The sequence below is a fragment of the Methylobacterium nodulans ORS 2060 genome (assembly GCF_000022085.1).
Taxonomy (GTDB): Bacteria; Pseudomonadota; Alphaproteobacteria; order Rhizobiales; family Beijerinckiaceae; genus Methylobacterium; species Methylobacterium nodulans.
This window is the reverse complement of the sequence record NC_011894.1, coordinates 5,373,762-5,390,343: the sequence shown is the minus strand read 5'-3', so window position 1 is coordinate 5,390,343 and position 16,582 is coordinate 5,373,762. Positions and strand designations below refer to the sequence as shown.

The 16,582-nt window shown below is 70.5% G+C and carries 16 protein-coding genes and 2 tRNA genes; 12 read left to right on the top strand and 6 right to left on the bottom strand.

Features of this window, described 5'->3' with window-relative positions; translation table 11 throughout:
- Position 1: 1 nt before the first annotated feature.
- Positions 2–607 carry a hypothetical protein gene (locus MNOD_RS25130; protein WP_015931765.1) on the top strand — a complete coding sequence of 202 codons (606 nt, stop codon included), beginning with the start codon at positions 2–4 and terminating at the stop codon, positions 605–607.
- On the opposite strand, the gene MNOD_RS25125 is transcribed toward MNOD_RS25130, so the two are convergent.
- The 3 genes from MNOD_RS25125 to MNOD_RS25115 all read right to left on the bottom strand — a co-directional run bounded on the left by MNOD_RS25125 (position 608) and on the right by MNOD_RS25115 (position 4,172).
- On the bottom strand, positions 608–1,402 hold the full coding sequence (locus MNOD_RS25125; RefSeq protein WP_015931764.1) for a pentapeptide repeat-containing protein: 795 nt from the start codon (positions 1,400–1,402) through the stop codon (positions 608–610).
- A gap of 560 nt (positions 1,403–1,962) precedes the next feature.
- Positions 1,963–2,214, bottom strand: coding sequence for a hypothetical protein (locus tag MNOD_RS25120; protein WP_015931763.1), 252 nt, complete (start codon positions 2,212–2,214; stop codon positions 1,963–1,965).
- A 503-nt stretch (positions 2,215–2,717) separates the two neighbouring features.
- Complete coding sequence (locus MNOD_RS25115; protein ID WP_015931762.1) at positions 2,718–4,172, bottom strand: FAD-binding oxidoreductase; 1,455 nt, start codon at positions 4,170–4,172, stop codon at positions 2,718–2,720.
- 111 nt (positions 4,173–4,283) lie between these two features.
- On the opposite strand from MNOD_RS25115, the gene MNOD_RS25110 reads away from it, so the two are divergent.
- The 4 genes from MNOD_RS25110 (at position 4,284) to MNOD_RS25095 (ending at position 5,906) form a co-directional block, all read left to right on the top strand.
- Entirely contained in the window at positions 4,284–4,982 is a 699-nt protein-coding gene (locus MNOD_RS25110; RefSeq protein WP_015931761.1) for a fumarylacetoacetate hydrolase family protein, read from the top strand.
- Positions 4,983–4,991: 9 nt separating this feature from the next.
- Positions 4,992–5,462: an NUDIX domain-containing protein gene (locus tag MNOD_RS25105; protein WP_015931760.1), complete on the top strand. Its 471-nt coding sequence runs from the start codon at positions 4,992–4,994 to the stop codon at positions 5,460–5,462.
- Between the two features lie 99 nt (positions 5,463–5,561).
- Positions 5,562–5,636: transfer RNA gene (locus tag MNOD_RS25100), tRNA-Gly, on the top strand.
- A 195-nt stretch (positions 5,637–5,831) separates the two neighbouring features.
- Positions 5,832–5,906, top strand: a tRNA-Gly gene (locus tag MNOD_RS25095).
- A 90-nt stretch (positions 5,907–5,996) separates the two neighbouring features.
- Here the strand turns inward: MNOD_RS25095 and MNOD_RS25090 are convergent.
- Positions 5,997–6,410 (bottom strand): VOC family protein, encoded by a 414-nt coding sequence (locus tag MNOD_RS25090; protein WP_015931759.1) that lies wholly within the window; start codon positions 6,408–6,410, stop codon positions 5,997–5,999.
- A gap of 284 nt (positions 6,411–6,694) precedes the next feature.
- Between MNOD_RS25090 and MNOD_RS25080 the strand changes: the two genes are divergently transcribed.
- From MNOD_RS25080 to MNOD_RS25070, 3 genes are all read left to right on the top strand, one after another.
- Positions 6,695–9,049 carry a xanthine dehydrogenase family protein molybdopterin-binding subunit gene (locus MNOD_RS25080; protein WP_015931758.1) on the top strand — a complete coding sequence of 785 codons (2,355 nt, stop codon included), beginning with the start codon at positions 6,695–6,697 and terminating at the stop codon, positions 9,047–9,049.
- Positions 9,046–9,357: a DUF2218 domain-containing protein gene (locus MNOD_RS25075; protein WP_015931757.1), complete on the top strand. Its 312-nt coding sequence runs from the start codon at positions 9,046–9,048 to the stop codon at positions 9,355–9,357. The genes MNOD_RS25080 and MNOD_RS25075 overlap by 4 nt, the downstream gene beginning before the upstream one ends.
- A gap of 64 nt (positions 9,358–9,421) precedes the next feature.
- A complete protein-coding gene (locus tag MNOD_RS25070; RefSeq protein ID WP_015931756.1) occupies positions 9,422–10,678 on the top strand; it encodes an aminopeptidase in 1,257 nt (418 codons plus the stop codon).
- A 362-nt stretch (positions 10,679–11,040) separates the two neighbouring features.
- Here MNOD_RS25070 and MNOD_RS25065 read toward each other — a convergent pair whose 3' ends face one another.
- Both MNOD_RS25065 and MNOD_RS25060 read right to left on the bottom strand, forming a co-directional pair.
- Positions 11,041–12,000 (bottom strand): copper chaperone PCu(A)C domain-containing protein, encoded by a 960-nt coding sequence (locus tag MNOD_RS25065; protein ID WP_015931755.1) that lies wholly within the window; start codon positions 11,998–12,000, stop codon positions 11,041–11,043.
- Between the two features lie 62 nt (positions 12,001–12,062).
- Positions 12,063–12,425, bottom strand: coding sequence for a hypothetical protein (locus MNOD_RS25060; protein WP_015931754.1), 363 nt, complete (start codon positions 12,423–12,425; stop codon positions 12,063–12,065).
- Positions 12,426–12,674: 249 nt separating this feature from the next.
- Here MNOD_RS25060 and MNOD_RS25055 point away from each other — a divergent pair, with 249 nt between their 5' ends.
- From MNOD_RS25055 to nrdR, 4 genes are all read left to right on the top strand, one after another.
- Complete coding sequence (locus MNOD_RS25055) at positions 12,675–13,955, top strand: L,D-transpeptidase family protein (protein ID WP_015931753.1); 1,281 nt, start codon at positions 12,675–12,677, stop codon at positions 13,953–13,955.
- Between the two features lie 86 nt (positions 13,956–14,041).
- Positions 14,042–14,251, top strand: coding sequence for a SlyX family protein (locus MNOD_RS25050; protein WP_015931752.1), 210 nt, complete (start codon positions 14,042–14,044; stop codon positions 14,249–14,251).
- A 328-nt stretch (positions 14,252–14,579) separates the two neighbouring features.
- On the top strand, positions 14,580–15,881 hold the full coding sequence (gene glyA, locus MNOD_RS25045) for a serine hydroxymethyltransferase (protein WP_015929983.1): 1,302 nt from the start codon (positions 14,580–14,582) through the stop codon (positions 15,879–15,881).
- A gap of 115 nt (positions 15,882–15,996) precedes the next feature.
- Complete coding sequence (gene nrdR / locus MNOD_RS25040) at positions 15,997–16,578, top strand: transcriptional regulator NrdR (protein WP_015931751.1); 582 nt, start codon at positions 15,997–15,999, stop codon at positions 16,576–16,578.
- The last annotated feature ends 4 nt before the right edge of the window (positions 16,579–16,582 follow it).

Genomic DNA, 16,582 nt, shown 5'->3' with positions numbered 1-16,582 from the left:
GATGCTCCGTTCGCTCCTTGCCGCCGCCCTGATCGCCGCCGCGTCGGCGGCCCTCGCGCAGCCGAAGCCCTATCCCGACTGGCCCTGCCCGCAACGCAAGGTCTCGACGCTCGGCTTCGGCGCCGTCTGGACCGGCCCCGACCCGACGCAGGCCCTCCAGGACTGGGGCCAGGACCGCGAGGCGGCCCAGCTCGCCCAGAAGCTCGCCTCCCGCAAGACCCCGCTGGAGGAGGTGGACCCGCTCCTCTCCGAATTCGCCGAGAAGGCCGGCCCCGAGAAGCAGCAGCGCCTGACCCGTGTCTTCGCGGGCGTGTTCGAGCTGATCAACGGCGAGCGCGACAAGGTGGTGGCCGGCATCGGCCGCTACGCCCGCGGCCAGCGCGTCATGGCCGAGCGCATCCGCGACGAGGCGAGCCAGATCAGCGAGATCAAGACCTCGCCCGACGTGAAGGAGACGAAGGAACTCGCCGATCTCGAAAGCCGCTTCACCTGGGACAAGCGCATCTTCCAGGAGCGCAGCCAGTCGCTGACCTATGTCTGCGAGGTGCCGACCCTGCTGGAGCAGCGCCTGGGCGAGATCGCCCGGAAGATCCAGGCGAAGCTCTGATCAGTCCCGGCGCGCGCGGTCGCCGTTCACGACCGCATCGAGGCCGTGCGCGGCCTCCGCGCCCACGAGCCGCACGAGCCGCGCGCCGCTGACATCGGCCCCGGTCAGCGTCGCGCCCGCGAGCCGCGCGCCCGTGAGGTCGGCCCCCGACAGATCGGCACCCGTGAGGTTCGCGCCGGAGAGATCCGCTCCCTTCAGGCTCGCGAAGTCGAGCTTGCCCCGCGACAGGTCCGCGCCCGAAAGATCGGCGCCGTCGAGCTTGACGGAGATCAGCACCGCCCGGATCAGCCCCATGGACTGGTTGCGCATGTCGGCCCCGCCGCGGGCCTCCCGCAGGCGGGCTCCGGTGAGGTCGCTGCCCGTCAGATCGGCAACCAGCCGCGCCCGCGACAGGTCGGCCTTCACCAGCACGGCGCCGCGCCCTTGCATCGCGAACAGGCTGGCGCCGCCCAGTTTCGCGCCGGTGAAGTCGGCCTCGAGCGCCCAGGCCTGATCGAGCGTCGCACCGGTGAGGTCGGTGCCCCGGAGCTTCGCCCGGTTGAGCCGGGCAAGACGCAAATTGGCTTGGGCGAGATCGAGTCCGGAGAGGTCGAGACCCGAGAGGCGCTTGCCCGAGAGGTCGAGGGGCTGCCCGGCCGCAGCCGCGATCATCGCCTCGACCGCCTCCCGGGTGGTCTCGGCCTGCGCCATCTCCGGCGACGACAGATCGACATGGCGCATCATGTCCTGAGCCGCGGCCGGCAGGCTCAAGGCGGCGGCCAGTCCGACCGCGACCGCGGAGCGCCTGCTGCGCATGCCCCGTCCTCCCGGTGCCGGGCTCTCGACGGCCCGCAGGGCATCAGACGCGCGGCTGCTTCCCGCCGCAAGGCAGGACCGCTGCGGCGCCTCCGGCATCACGCCATTGTGACCGCCGTCGCGGTTCTCCCGTCGTGGGCTAACCCTTTGTCGCGCCTGCGGACCCGGCGTCCGGCCGGCCGGCGCGGGGGGCATCGGCCGCAGACCCCGGCGGGCCGATCGGCCTGTGGCTTGACAGGAGACCTCCCGCATGCGCATCACCGTTACCGTGGCGACCATCCTGGTCGCGTCCTCCGCCGTCATGCGGGCTGGACAGCGCGGGAATGGCCTCCGTCACGGGAAGCACCGGCATGCAGACCGGTTCGCCCCTCGCGCTCCCGACGCCGCCCGGTGGTCAGCCGAGCGTCAAGCCCGATCCGTAGAAGATTGCTCAGGCGACCGGCCTGATCGCGAAGGCGCGCGAACAGGACGAGGCCGGCAAGGCCGACGCCTGTGAGGAGACGATGACTTAAGTGGAGACGCTGATCGCGTGCTGCCCTGACCGGGCCGTAGCGTCAGCGTCAGGGTGACCTGGAGACCACGGAATCGGTCGGTGTGAGAGCGGCCGTCCGGCGCCGTTCGCAGGCGACCTTGAGGTAGTTCGTGTCGCGATCGACGAGGTTGCTCCGCGCCGCGAGGGTCTCGCCCTGCATCATGCAGGCGACCGGAGAGGGGGCGGGTGCAATCACGACGTCGATCGCCGTGTCGCGCGAGCAATCCGGTCCCGCGAGCGTCTTGGCGCAGATGAGCGCCACCGTAAGGTAATCGGCCATACCACCTCCACCGGCCTCTGCGGTCACGCATCGGCGGCCTCCGAGCCGGGACAGAGGCGCGCCGTACTGAACGGCGACGACGCGATTTGTGTGCCATGCCCGGCCCGCAAAATCGGAGCGCGACCTTATGTTGCAGTGCAGCGACGCGGCGTGCCAACAGCCGGAGGCGAGTTGACGGCAGCCGGCCCGGGATGGCGGCAGGCGGACCATCCGCGCGGCTCTCGGGTGGCGCAGAACGCCGGACATCAGGCGCGACTGCGGATTGTCAGGAATTTTTTCTGAGTTCCGTAAAGTCGTTGGCGAGCGTTCTTGCGATCCTGCGTGAGGCGGATGTGCGCCCGGACGAGTGCGCGGACAGGGCCAGGACACGGTCCCGATCGTTACCGCCGATCGTTCTGCCGCACTGCGAAATCCCTGAATGGCCGGCGCAGAATTTTTTTGGCCACGGACCGGCCCGTCGGCGCGTCCCGGAGAAACCGGATGGTGGGGAGCCGTCTCTCCGGTCAGGGGCCGGCGCCCGGCGGGGCAGAGGCGGCCGCGCCGGATTCGGACGGCACCACCTTCCCGGGATTCAGGATTCCGTCCGGATCGAGGGCTGCCTTCAGGCGGCGCATCAGGTCGAGGGCCACCGGATCCTTGTAGCGCAGGAGCTCGTCGCGCTTGATCAGCCCGACGCCGTGCTCGGCCGCGATCGACCCGTCCATCGCGTGCACGATGTCGTGGACGATGCGGTTGAAGCGCGGCCACAGGTCGAGGAAGGCCGCCGCCTCCATCCCGATCGGCTGGGTCAGGTTGAAGTGGATGTTCCCGTCGCCGAGATGGCCGAAGGCGCAGACCCGCACCCCCGGAAGCGCTGCCTCGCAGGCGGCGCTCGCCCGCTCCAGGAATTCGGGCACGCGCGACACCGCCACCGCGACATCGTGCTTGATCGAGGCGCCCTCCCGCCGCTGGACCTCCGACAGGCTCTCGCGCAGGCGCCAGAGAGCCTTGCTCTGCGCGGTGCTCCGGGCGACGACCGCATCCTCCGCGAGTTCGTCCTGCAACGCTTCCCCGAGGAGGTCCTCCAGCAGCGCCTCGGCCTCCGGCCCCTCCGAGGAGATCTCGACCAGCGCATAGGCCGCGTGGTCGCCCGCGAACGGCCGGACCACGCCCTCGGCGTGGCGCAGCACGATCTCCAGGCCGAAGCGCGGCATGTACTCGAAGGCGGTGAGACGCCCGCCGGCGCGCGAGCGCAGGCGCGTGAGCAGCGCCAGCGCCGCTCCGGCCGAGGCGAGGCCCACGAAGGCGGTGGCCGTCGAGGCGGGCCGGGGATGAAGCTTCAGCACCGCCGCCGTGATGATGCCGAGCGTGCCCTCCGACCCCACGAACAGCTGCTTCAGATCATAGCCCGCATTGTCCTTGCGCAGGGCCTTCAGCCCGTTCCAGATGCGCCCATCGGCCAGAACCACCTCGAGGCCGAGCACGAGGTCGCGGGCATTGCCGTAGGCGAGCACGGCCGTGCCCCCCGCATTGGTCGCGAGATTTCCGCCGATGCGGCAGGAGCCTTCGGAGGCCAGGGACAGCGGGAAGAGCAGGCCGGCCGTCTCTGCCGCCTCCTGCACCGTGGCGAGGATGCAGCCCGCCTCCACGGTCATGGTCGCGTTGACCGGATCGAGCGACCGCACCCGATCGAGGCGCGCGAGGGACAGCACGATGCCGCCCGCGGGCACGCCGCCGCCGACGAGCCCCGTATTGCCGCCCTGGGCCACGAGCGGCACGCCGGCCTGCGCGCAGGCCCGCACCGTCAGGGCGACCTCCTCCGTATTGGCCGGGCGCACGACCGCGAGCGCCGTCCCGCGGTAGAGGCCGCGCATCTCGGTGAGATGACCCGCCATCGCGTCGGACGCGGTGATCACCTGCGCGGGCCCGAGCTGCGCGCGCAGGGCATCGAGAAGGTCGGCGTGGGAGGAAGGAGACATGTCGGCCAGGGGTTGGGCCGCCAGGATGGCGTCCGGCGTGGGGCGCCTCTAGATAGCGATTCGTCCCGGCCGGCCCAAGCCATGGGCCGGCTGTCCGGAAGACAAAGGCCCATGCTCTCCGTGATCCCCAATCCCCCGCGCACCGCCCTTCCCATCGAGGGCACGCAAGACCTGTTTCCGGTGCGGCGCGTCTATTGCGTCGGCCGCAACTACGCGGCCCATGCCCGCGAGATGGGCGCCGACCCGACCCGCGAGCCGCCCTTCTTCTTCATGAAGCCGGCGGACGCCCTGCAGATCGTGCCGGATGGCGAGACGGTCGAGCATCCCTATCCGCCCAAGACCGCGAACTACCACTACGAGGTGGAGCTGGTGGTGGCGCTCGGCCGCGGTGGCCGGGACATCCCGGTCGCATCGGCCCTCGATCACGTCTACGGCTACACGGTCGGACTCGACATGACCCGCCGCGATCTCCAGGACGAGGCCAAGAGCCTGCGCCGGCCCTGGGAACTCGGCAAGGCCGCGGACGCCTCCGGCCCCGTGGGCGTGCTGCGCCCGGCCTCCGTCATCGGGCACCCGTCCCGCGGCGCCATCACGCTTGCGGTCGACGGTATCCTCAAGCAATCGGGCGACCTCTCCGACATGATCTGGTCCGTGGCCGAGCAGATCGCCTATCTGTCGGCCTATTTCGCCCTGGAGCCGGGCGACGTCATCTTCGCCGGCACCCCGGAGGGCGTTGGCCCGGTCGTGCGCGGGCAGACGATGGTGGGGAGCATCGCGGGGGTCGGCGAGATCCGGCTCGCCGTGGTCTGAGGGGCCGCCATGGCGACGCGCGCCCAGCGTCTCATGCTCCGGGGTGCCCATCTGGTCTGGCGCGTCTCGCGGGGCATCACCCTCGGCGTGCGCGGCGCCGTGATCGACGCGGATGACCGGGTGTGTCTCATCCGGCACACCTACACGGACGGCTGGCATCTGCCGGGCGGCGGCGTCGAGCCCGGCGAGACCGCGCTCGCGGCGCTCGTGCGGGAGTGCCGCGAGGAGGCCGAGATCGAGATCGATCCCGGCGCCGCCCGCCTGCACGGCTTCTACTTCAACACCAGCGCCTCGCGGCGCGACCACGTGGTGCTCTACGTCGCGCGCGCCTTCGCGGTGCGCGCGCCCAAGCTGCCCGACCGCGAGATCGCGGAAGCCGCCTTCTTTCCCCTCGCGGCGCTCCCGCCCGGCACCACCCGCGCCACCCACGCGCGGCTGGCCGAGATCGCCGGCGGCCTGCCGCCGGCGACGCACTGGTAGCCGGCGCGAAAAAAGCGTCGCCGCTCCTCTTGCGCCTGCGGCCGGAATGGTGTTTATCCCGGCCATCGGCGGCGCCACGGCGCCGGTGCCGACCAGAGAGCGGGTGTAGCTCAGGGGTAGAGCACAACCTTGCCAAGGTTGGGGTCGAGGGTTCGAATCCCTTCGCCCGCTCCAGTTTTCCCAACCGTCATCATGAATTGAGCGCTGGTCAATTTCTGGCCGGCGCTGCTGTGCTTGCGGGTAGGTTGCCCGAGCGAGGGCGCGTTCGTGCCGTGAGGCCGATCCGGCGTGCGGCAAAGGTGCTTGCGCCTGCGGTCGGAATGGTGTTTATCGCGCCCATCGGCGGCGCGGCGTAGCGCCGACCAGAGAGCGGGTGTAGCTCAGGGGTAGAGCACAACCTTGCCAAGGTTGGGGTCGAGGGTTCGAATCCCTTCGCCCGCTCCAGTTTTCTAAAAGAAAACAGTCGCTTGAAAGGCGCCCCGAAGGGCGCCTCTTGCTTGCACGGCCTCCTTGCCCCTGTCCTGTAAGCACTTTTCACCGCAAGAGCTTTTCCAGTTCGGCGGTGTGGACGAAGCAGAGCTTGTTGCCCTCGGGATCGCGACAATAAGCACCGTAATAGTCGGGACCATAGTGTGGGCGCAGGCCAGGCGCTCCTTCGTCCTTGCCGCCGTTTTCGATCGCGGCTTTCCAGGCCTTGTCGACGGCATCTTGAGAGGGAGCGGCGAAGCTGACTTGGACGCCATTGCCCCAGGTGGCCGGGAGACCATTGATGGGATACTGGACGATGAAGTGCGGCCACGTGGAGCCTGGGCGTCGCCAGGCGCGATAGCCCGGATCTCCGTCGTCTTCCTGCGGGCTTCGCTCAAGTCCGAGTAGCGCGAGCACCGCGTCATAAAAGCTCGCGAGCTTCTCGAGATCGCGCGTGCCGAGCATAATGTGGCTGAACATTGCAGGTTACTTCCTTTCTTGGCGTAGAGGATGGCGTCTCATTCTTGTGGGACCGCACCGTCGTCCACGAATGGGAGCACGACTGCGTCAGTTTCGAGCTGAAGCATGTCTCGATCAAGACATGCATGTCCGTCCGCGGTGCTCGGCTGAAGCCTTCGTGACTCGCGGGGGGGCGAAATGTTTCGCGGGAGCCGTGACCTTTTGGCCGGGCTGCCCCGCTTTCGGCCACCTTGCACGATCCCGCCGAATCGCTAGCTGGGAGTTTCCCTTCCGGAGAGCACGGCATGAACGCCCGTCCCGACGCTCGCGACTTTGCGGCCCCCCAGAAGTTCGGAATCGGCCAGCCGGTGCCGCGGGCCGAGGATCCCGTGCTGGTCCGGGGTGAGGGACGCTACACCGACGACCTCGCCCTGGACGGCCAGGCCTACGCGGCCTTCGTGCGCAGCCCCGTCGCCCATGGCCGGCTGAACGGCATCGACGCCGAGGCCGCCCGCGCCATGCCGGGCGTGCTCGGTGTCTTCACGGCGGCGGATCTGGACGGGTACGGCCGCATCGCCAACGGCATGCCGTTCACGAACCAGGACGGCTCGCCCATGCACAAGCCGCCGCAGCCCTCGCTCGCGACGGACAAGGTGCGCTACGCGGGCGAACCCGTGGCGGTCGTCGTGGCCGAGAGCCTCGTGCAGGCGCGCGATGCCGCCGAGGCGGTGGTCCTCGACATCGAGGACCTGCCCGTGGTGACGACGCCCGAGGAGGCGGCCGCCCCGGATGCCCCACTCCTGCATGACGACGTGCCGGGCAACCGCGCCCTCGATTTCCAGATCGGCGACCGCGCCGCCTGCGAGGCCGCCTTCGCTCGGGCCGCTCACGTCACCAGCCTCCCCCTCGTCAACAACCGCCTCGTCATCAACCCGATGGAGCCCCGCTCGGCCATCGGCGTCTACGAGCCGGAGGCGGAGCGCTACACCCTGCATGTCGGCTCGCAGGGCGTGTTCGGCCTGCGCAACGGCCTCGCGGACGGGGTGCTCAAGGTTGCGCGCGACAAGGTGCGGGTGCTCACCGGCAATGTGGGCGGCTCCTTCGGCATGAAGGCGCCGGTCTATCCCGAATACCTGCCGCTCCTTCACGCCGCGAAGGTGCTGGGCCGCCCGGTCAAGTGGACGGATCTGCGCTCGGAGAGCTTCCTCTCCGACCATCACGGGCGCGACGTCACGGTCACGGCGGAGCTCGCCCTCGACGCGCAGGGGCGCTTCCTCGCCTTCCGGGTGTGCGGCCACGCCAATATGGGCGCCTATCTCAACCCGCTCTCGCCGCTGTTCCAGACGGTGAACATCGCCCGCAACATGGTGGGGGTCTACCGCACGCCGGTCTTCGACGTGGCGGTGGAGTGCCTCTACACCAACACCACGCCGATCGGCGCCTACCGGGGCGCGGGCCGGCCCGAGGGCAATTACTTCATCGAGCGCCTGATCGACGCCGCCGCCGCCGAGACCGGCCGCGACCGCGTGGCCTTGCGCCGCCTCAACCACATCCGCCCCGAGGACATGCCCTACGCGGCGCCCTCAGGGCTCACCTACGACAGCGGCGACTTTCCGGCCGTGCTCGACCGGGCGCTCGCCGCCGCCGATTGGGACGGGTTCGAGGCGCGCCGGACCGAGAGCGCCGCGCGGGGCAAGCTCCGCGGCATCGGCATCGGCGACTACCTGGAGATCACCGCCCCGCCCACCAACGAGATGGGCGGCATCCGCTTCGAGGCCGACGGAACGGTGACGATCATCACCGGCACCCTCGACTACGGCCAGGGCCACGCCACCCCCTTCGCGCAGGTGCTGCACGACCGACTCGGCATCCCGCTCGACCGGGTGCGGCTGCTGCAGGGCGACAGCGACCAGCTCATCGCGGGCGGCGGCACCGGCGGCTCCAAGTCGCTGATGGCGAGCGGCGCGGCCATCGTCGAGGCGAGCGCCCAGGTGATCGAGAAGGGCAGGGCCGCCGCCTCCGCCGTGCTGGAGGCCGGCCCGGCCGACATCGCGTTCGAGAACGGCCGCTTCGTCATCGCGGGCACCGACCGCGGCATCGGCCTTCTCGACCTCGCCGCGCGGGTGCGCGCGGGCCTCGCGGATCCCGAGGCGCCGACGAGCCTCGACGTCGCCCATATCCACGCGGCCTCGCCCTCGGCCTTCCCCAATGGCTGCCACATCGCCGAGGTGGAGGTCGATCCGGAGACCGGCGTCGCGGCGGTGGTGCGCTACACCACCGTCAACGATTTCGGCACGGTGGTGAACCCGCTCCTCGTCGAGGGGCAGATCCATGGCGGCGTGGTCCAGGGCATCGGCCAGGCGCTCCTGGAGCGCACGGCCTACGACGAGCAGGGCCAGCTCGTGACCGGCTCCTTCATGGATTACTGCCTGCCGCGCGCGGCCGATGCGCCACTGATGAGCTTCGAGAGCCATCCGGTGCCGGCCAAGACCAACCCGCTCGGAGCGAAGGGCTGCGGCGAGGCGGGCTGCGCCGGCGCGCTGCCCTCGGTCATGAACGCCCTTGTCGACGCGCTGCGCCCGCGCGGCGTCACCCACATCAACATGCCGGCGACGCCGCGGGCGATCTGGACGGCGCTGCGGGAGGCCGAATCCGCATGAGCGAGCCGGTCACCCTCTTGGCCGAGGCGCGCGTCGAGACGCCGGCGGCGAGCCGCTATCTCGCTCAGCTCTGCAAGCACTGGAGCCATAAGTTCCCCGAGACCGTGTTCTCGCCGGAGCGGGGTGTGGTGCCCTTCGGCGAGGGCCGCTCCGCGACCTTCGAGGCCGATGCCGAGGGGCTGACGCTGCGGGTGGCCGCTCCCGACCTCGCGCGCCTGACCCGGCTCGAAGCCGTCGTGGCCGAGCACCTGACCCGCTTCGCCGCCCGGGAGAATCTGGGCGGGATCGCCTGGACGCGGCTCGCCTGACGGGTAGGCTCTCCGCGATCCCGAACGCTGCCGTCACGAGGACTTGCCGAAAGAGGACTTGCCGATGACCGTCCACGTTCCCGAGAGCGCCGCGCAGGATGCCCGGCTCGACCGGCTCGCCGAGGTGGCGGTCCGGGTCGGGCTCGGTCTGCAGCCCGGACAGGAATTGGTGATGACCGCGCCGCTGGAGGCGCTCGGCCTCGCGCGGCGCATCACCGCCCAGGCCTATGCGGCGGGCGCCTCCCTCGTCACCACCCTCTATTCCGACGACGAGGCGACGCTCGCCCGCTTCGCCCAGGCGCCGGACGACGCCTTCGACCGCGCCGCCGGCTGGCTCTACGAGGGCATGGCAAGCGCCTACCGGAGCGGGGCGGCGCGGCTTGCCATCGTGGGCGATGACCCCGCGCTCCTCGCCGGCCAGGATCCCGACAAGGTGGCGCGCGCCAACCGCGCTCGCTCCAAGGCCTACCAGCCGGCCCTTGAGCTGATCGCCACCTTCGCCACCAACTGGACCATCGTCTCGGCCGCGACCCCGGCCTGGGCCCGGGCGGTCTTCCCCAACCTGCCCGAGGAGGAGGCGGTGGCGCGCCTCTGGGACGCGATCTTCGCGGCTTCCCGCGTCGACGGCCCGGATCCGGTGGGCGCCTGGGCGGCGCACAACGCGGCCCTGCATCGCCGCACCGAGACGCTGAATGCCCGCCGCTACGCGGCTCTGCGCTTCCGCGGCCCCGGCACCGACCTGACCGTGGGCCTTGCCGACGATCACGAATGGTGCGGCGGCGCCTCGGCCTCGAAGACCGGCATCCTCTGCAACGCCAACATTCCGACCGAGGAGGTCTTCACCACCCCGCACCGGCTGCGGGTGGAGGGCCGGGTCGCGGCGACGAAGCCGCTCTCCTACCAGGGCACGCTGATCGAGGACATCGCGGTCCGCTTCGAGGGCGGGCGCATCGTCGAGGCGCAGGCGCGCCGGGGCGGAGATGTGCTCGCCAAGGTGCTCGACACCGACGAGGGCGCCCGGCGCCTCGGCGAGGTCGCGCTGGTGCCGGCCTCCTCGCCGATCTCGGCCTCCGGCCTCTTGTTCTTCAACACCCTCTACGACGAGAACGCGGCGAGCCACATCGCGCTCGGACAGGCCTACAGCAAGTGTTTTCGCAATGGCGGCCAGGGGTTGAGCGAGGTGGACCTCGCCGCGCGCGGCGCCAATCGCAGCCTGATCCACATCGACTGGATGATCGGCTCCGCCGACGTCGATGTCGATGGCGTGACCGCCGAGGGCGCCTTCGAGCCGGTGATGCGCCGGGGCGAGTGGGTGGATTGACCGGGCGGTCCGCGGCATCCGCGTGATGGCCGTCATCATGCGGACGCCGGTTGATCTGTTCCGAGACGAGTACGCACAGGGAACCCCTCTCCCGAGTGGGAGAGGGGCAGGGGTGAGGGTGGAGACGGTGCAGCAAGAAGACTGAACCGTGCCGCTGCCGGCGCTGCGCTCAGTGCGTTGTTCTGAACCGTGCCACCCTCACCCCTACCCCTCTCCCACTTGGGAGAGGGGATCCCGCGCCCTCTTGTCTCCGAACGGATCAACCAGAAGCCGTATGATACGGCCTCCGGTCAATCCATTCGACGGCGGGAATGCGCAGGAAGCCCCGCCCCCGCCAGGGGCGGGGCTCCTGTGCCGCCGGCTCAGTGCTGGTGCTGGTGACCCCCGCCGCCGGGGCCGGCCGCCCCGATGGCGCCGACCTGGAACCGGACCGGCACCGAGCCGGCCCGCTCGAAGGTCAGCGTGCCCTCGACCGTCTCGCCCGCCTTCACGGGGGATTTCAGGTCGAGGAACATCAGGTGGTAGCCGCCCGGCTTCAGCTCGACGGTCTCGCCCGGCTTGATCGTCAGGCCGCCCTCGACCGGCGCCATCCGCATCACGCCGCCATTCATCGACATCTCGTGCACCTCGCCGCGGCCGGCGAGGGGGATCGATGCGCCGAGGAGGCGGTCGGGCGCGGTTCCGGTGTTCGTCACGCGCAGATATCCGCCCGCGACCTTGGCGCCGCCCGGCGTCGCCCGCATCCAGGGCGTCTCGATGGTGAGATCGCCGGCCCTCGTCGCGGCGGCGGGGGCCGCCGGCACGCCCGCCGCGACGATCCGCACGCCCGGCGCCGGGCTCTTCAGGTCGTGGGCGCTCTGCCCGGCTGCCGGAATCTCCGTCCAGGCGAGGCTCCCCTCGCTGCAATCCTGGCGGACCGGGAAGTACACCGTCTCCCCGGACGCGAAAGCGTCGGAGATCCGCGTCTGGACGGTGAACTCGTCGAAGTGGTCGTCGGGCAGGCTGCCGCCGCTCCAGGTGATCTCCTTCACGCCCTCGCGGATCTCGCCGCGGTAGGAGGGATAGGCGCGGGCGTAGGGGCCCGTGACGGTGGTGAGCGTCCAGCCGGGCTTCGGCATCGGCTTGGCGCCGATGACGCCCTCCGGGACGGTCACGGTGACGCGGGTGGTCGGCTTGCCGTCGCAGCCATGGCTGATCTGGATCACGGCCCGGTAGGACCGGTTGGGGCTGGCTTCCCCCCGCTCCAGGACGGCGTGGGCGAGAGCGGAAGCGGACGAGGCGACGAGTGCGGCGCACAGGCCGCCGGAGAGAAAGCGGATCATCGAAAAAGGGTCCATTCGCCTGAGGGATCGGTGCGGCCGCACGGGCAGCCGCGCGGATGCGCTCAGGCGAGGGGAGGACCGCGGGCGGAGGAGGGCCGCGGCGGCGGGCCCCGGGCCGGCGCCTCGGAGGCGGGCTGCCACGCCACCGCGATGACGCGGCGGGACGGCCAGGCGGCCTGTCCGCCGGGCGGCAGGCAGGGCGCGATCGGCCCGAGGCAGGCGGCGATGCAGCAGACATGGCCCGGATGCGGCCCCGGGCTCTCCCGGCCGGACTCGTGGGCGGCGCAGATCACCCCGGCGGCGGAGGCGGCCGGAACGGAGTTCAGGCCCGTGAGGAAGGCCTGGAGCACCAGCCCATAGAGCGCGAGCATGGCGACGGCCGCCCGCAGGCGCGATCTCCGCTGATGCTGCCGCTCGTCCGTCATGCGGCTCCTCTACCCGAGCGGAGGCGCTCCCGCCATGGGCGCCACCGTGGCAAAGATCCTGTCACGCGTCACGCCTGTTGCCGCAAGGACGCAGTCCATCACGAACGGCCATGCTCCACAGGGCGGCTCCGGCCCCGCCACAATCTGGCCCGCTCCTCATGGAGTCTTAACCGCACACCGACACGGTCGCCTCGACCGGTGACGTGCCGTCCGGCACGCCCTCCCCCAAGGTTCACGAGCTTGCTTCCCATGCTGACACGCGGTTCCTTCAGCGGTTCGCTCGGCCTGGCGCTGCTGGCCGCCGTCGCTCTTCCGGCTGCGGCCGAGGAGCGCGGCCTCACCCAGGCCGAATGGGCGCAGAACTACGACTCCGCCTCCACGATGCGGGTCCAGCGCTCGAACACCCCGATTCTCTCGCCGCAGACGCTCGCGGCCACCGAGCAGATGATCGAGCGCTATCGCGACATCGTCGCCCGCGGCGGCTGGCAGCCGGTCTCCGGCGCCGAGCGGCTGCGCGTCGGCGCGAGGAGCCCGGCGGTGGTGGCGCTGCGCCAGCGCCTGATCACCTCGGGCGACCTCGACCCGGCCGCTGGCTCCTCGCCGGTCTATGATTCCTACGTCGAGGCGGGCGTCCGCCGGTTCCAGGCCCGCCACGGCCTCAACCAGACCGGCGCCATGAACATCACCACCGTCCAGGCCATGAACGTGCCGGCGGATGTGCGGCTGCGCCAGCTCGAACTCAACGCCGTGCGCCTGCGCTCCTATTCGGGCAACCTCGGCGCCCGCTACGTGATCGTGAACATCCCGGCGGCCCTCGTCGAGACGGTCGAGGGCGACCATGTCGCCACCCGGCACGCTGCCGGCGTCGGCAAGATCGACCGCCAGTCGCCGATCATGAACGCCAAGATCCAGGAGGTGAACTTCAATCCCTACTGGACCGTCCCGGCTTCGATCATCAAGAAGGACTTGATCCCGAAGATGCAGAAGGAGCCGAACTACCTGACGGACAACAAGATCCGCATCTTCGACGGTGACCGCGAGATCCCCCCGAGCCAGGTGAACTGGCGCTCCGACGAGGCGACCCGCTACCGCTTCCGGCAGGATCCCGGTGTCGATCTGAACTCGATGGGCTTCGTGCGGATCAACATCCCCAACCCGCACGGCGTCTACATGCACGACACGCCGGCCAAGGGCATCTTCGGCGACGATTTCCGCTTCGTCTCCTCCGGCTGCGTGCGCGTCCAGAACGTGCGCGACTACGTCGCCTGGATCCTGCAGGGCACGCCTCAGGGCAACCCGGAGACGATCGAGGCGATCATCCAGAGCGGCCAGCGGGTCGATGCCCGCCCCGTGGCGCCGATCCCGGTCTACTGGACCTACATCACCGCGTGGTCCACGCCGGACGGCCTCGTCCAGTTCCGCGACGACATCTATAAGCGCGACGGCGTCGGTGCGCCGAGCGCCGCCATGGCGGCGGCCGCCCAGGCGCCCCGCAACTTCGCGGACGAGGACGACGGCCAGACGAACTGACGCCGTCCCGCCGTGGTCGACATGACGGCCCGGGCCTCGCCCGGGCCGTTTTCGCGTCGGAGGATCTCTTCTCGTCGGAGGATTGCATGGCCGAACCGGATTCCCGCCTCGACGATCTCGAGATCCGCATCGCGCACCAGGAACGCACCATCGACGACCTCAGCCGCACCGTCGCCGAGCAATGGGCGCGGGTCGACCTGCTGACCCGGCAGGTCGCCGCCCTGCATGAGCGCCTGCGGGAGATGGCGGAGCGTCCCACCGCTCCCGGCGACGAGCCGCCGCCGCCACATTACTGAGCGGGGACTGGGCCGGGCTCTGTCATTCCAACTTTTTCTGCATAGCCATTAAGTTTTTCTATTCAATGGCTTCCTTGACTTAAATCGTGTTGAGCGGCTACCACCGCCGGGTGGTGCCGTGCATCCCGGCTTTCCTGCAGGGAGCACGGCGCAGCAGGGCCCTCATGGGACACCGTCCCCGCGCTCGCGGGCCGCACTTTGGTCCGATGCGGCGGACCGGGGCGCGCCCTTGGCCGGGGTTCCGGCCCCGTGTAGAACCCGGTCGACGGGACGCGACCCACTCAACCAACCGTCCTCGGGACGAAACTCTCCAACAGTCGAGGTCACCATGAGCGCGGGCTCCGCCAAGACATCCCTGTCCAACTCCTTCTTCTCGGCCTCGCTGGCGGAGGTCGATCCGGAGCTCGCCCGCGCGGTTGATCAGGAGCTCGGCCGCCAGCAGCACGAGATCGAGCTGATCGCCTCCGAGAACATCGTGTCGCGGGCGGTGCTGCAGGCGCAGGGCTCGGTGCTCACCAACAAGTATGCGGAGGGCTATCCGGGCCGCCGCTACTATGGCGGCTGCCAGTTCGTCGACATCGCCGAGAATCTCGCCATCGAGCGCGCCAAGCGCCTGTTTGCTTGCGAGTTCGCCAACGTGCAGCCGAATTCCGGCTCCCAGGCCAACCAGGCCGTGTTCATGGCGACGATGCAGCCGGGCGACACCTTCCTCGGCCTCGACCTCGCCGCGGGCGGCCACCTGACCCATGGCGCGCCCCCGAACGTGTCGGGCAAGTGGTTCAAGCCGGTCTCCTACACGGTGCGCCGCGAGGACCAGCGCATCGACATGGAGCAGGTCGCCCGGCTCGCCGCGGAGCACAAGCCGAAGCTGATCATCGCCGGCGGCTCGGGCTACCCGCGCCACTGGGACTTCGCGCAGTTCCGCGCGATCGCCGACAGCGTCGGGGCGGTGTTCTTCGTCGACATGGCGCATTTCGCCGGCCTGGTGGCGGGCGGGGTGCATCCCTCGCCGTTCCCGCATGCGCATGTGGTCACCACCACGACGCACAAGACCCTGCGCGGGCCGCGCGGCGGCATGGTGCTGACCAACGACGAGGCGCTGGCCAAGAAGATCAACTCGGCAGTGTTCCCGGGCCTGCAGGGCGGCCCGCTGATGCACGTCATCGCCGCCAAGGCGGTGGCCTTCGGCGAGGCGCTGACGCCCGAGTTCAAGCTCTACACCAAGCAGGTGGTCGAGAACGCCAAGGCGCTGGCCGCCACCATCAGCGCGGGCGGCTTTGCCATCACCACGGGCGGCACCGACAACCACCTGATGCTGGTCGATCTGCGGCCCAAGAGCCTGACCGGCAAGGCCGCCGAGGCGGCGCTGTCGCGGGCCGGCATCACCTGCAACAAGAACGGCGTGCCGTTCGACCCGCAGAAGCCGACCGTGACCTCGGGCATCCGCCTCGGCACGCCGGCGGCGACCTCCCGCGGCTTCGGGGTCGCCGAGTTCAAGAAGGTGGGCGAGCTGATCGTGGCGGTGCTCGATGGGCTGGCCCGCGCGGGCGAGGCGGGCGACGCCGCCGCCGAGGCGAAGGTGCTGCAGGAGGTCCACGCCCTCACCGGCCGCTTCCCCATCTACAGCTGATCGATTACACGGCATCATTGAGGGCCGGGCCCGTGGGAGCGGGCCCGGCCCCTTGTCGTTTTCGTGCGTCGCCGCCCGGGCCGGGGCGGCGCGCCTCACGGAGGGTCGACGGCCGATGCGGTGCCCCTACTGCGGCGGCCTGGATACGCAGGTGAAGGATTCCCGGCCGAGCGAGGATGCCTCGGCCATTCGCCGCCGCCGGATCTGCCCGGATTGCGGCGGCCGCTTCACCACCTTCGAGCGGGTGCAGCTGCGCGAACTCACGGTCGTGAAGCGCTCCGGCCGCAAGGTGCCGTTCGACCGGGACAAGCTGCAGCGCTCCATCGACGTGGCCCTGCGCAAGCGATCCGTCGAGAGCGACCGCATCGAGCGCCTCGTGAGCGGCATCACCCGGCAGCTGGAGAGCAGCGGCGAGCCGGAGGTGACGAGCGAGGCCATCGGCGAACTCGTCATGGAGGGCCTCAAGGGGCTCGACGATGTCGCCTATGTGCGCTTCGCCTCCGTCTACAAGAACTTCCGCGAGGCCAAGGATTTCGAGGAGCTGCTCGGCCGCCTCAGCGCCGATCAGCAGGATGGCGCCGTGCCGCAGGCCGAGGCCGACCGGCCGATCGGGGCGGGGCCGCCCTCCGAGGCGGCACAGCCCGCAGCAGGGGAGGGCGGCGACGCGCCGATGCGCCGCGCCCGGTCCCGGGCGTGACGCT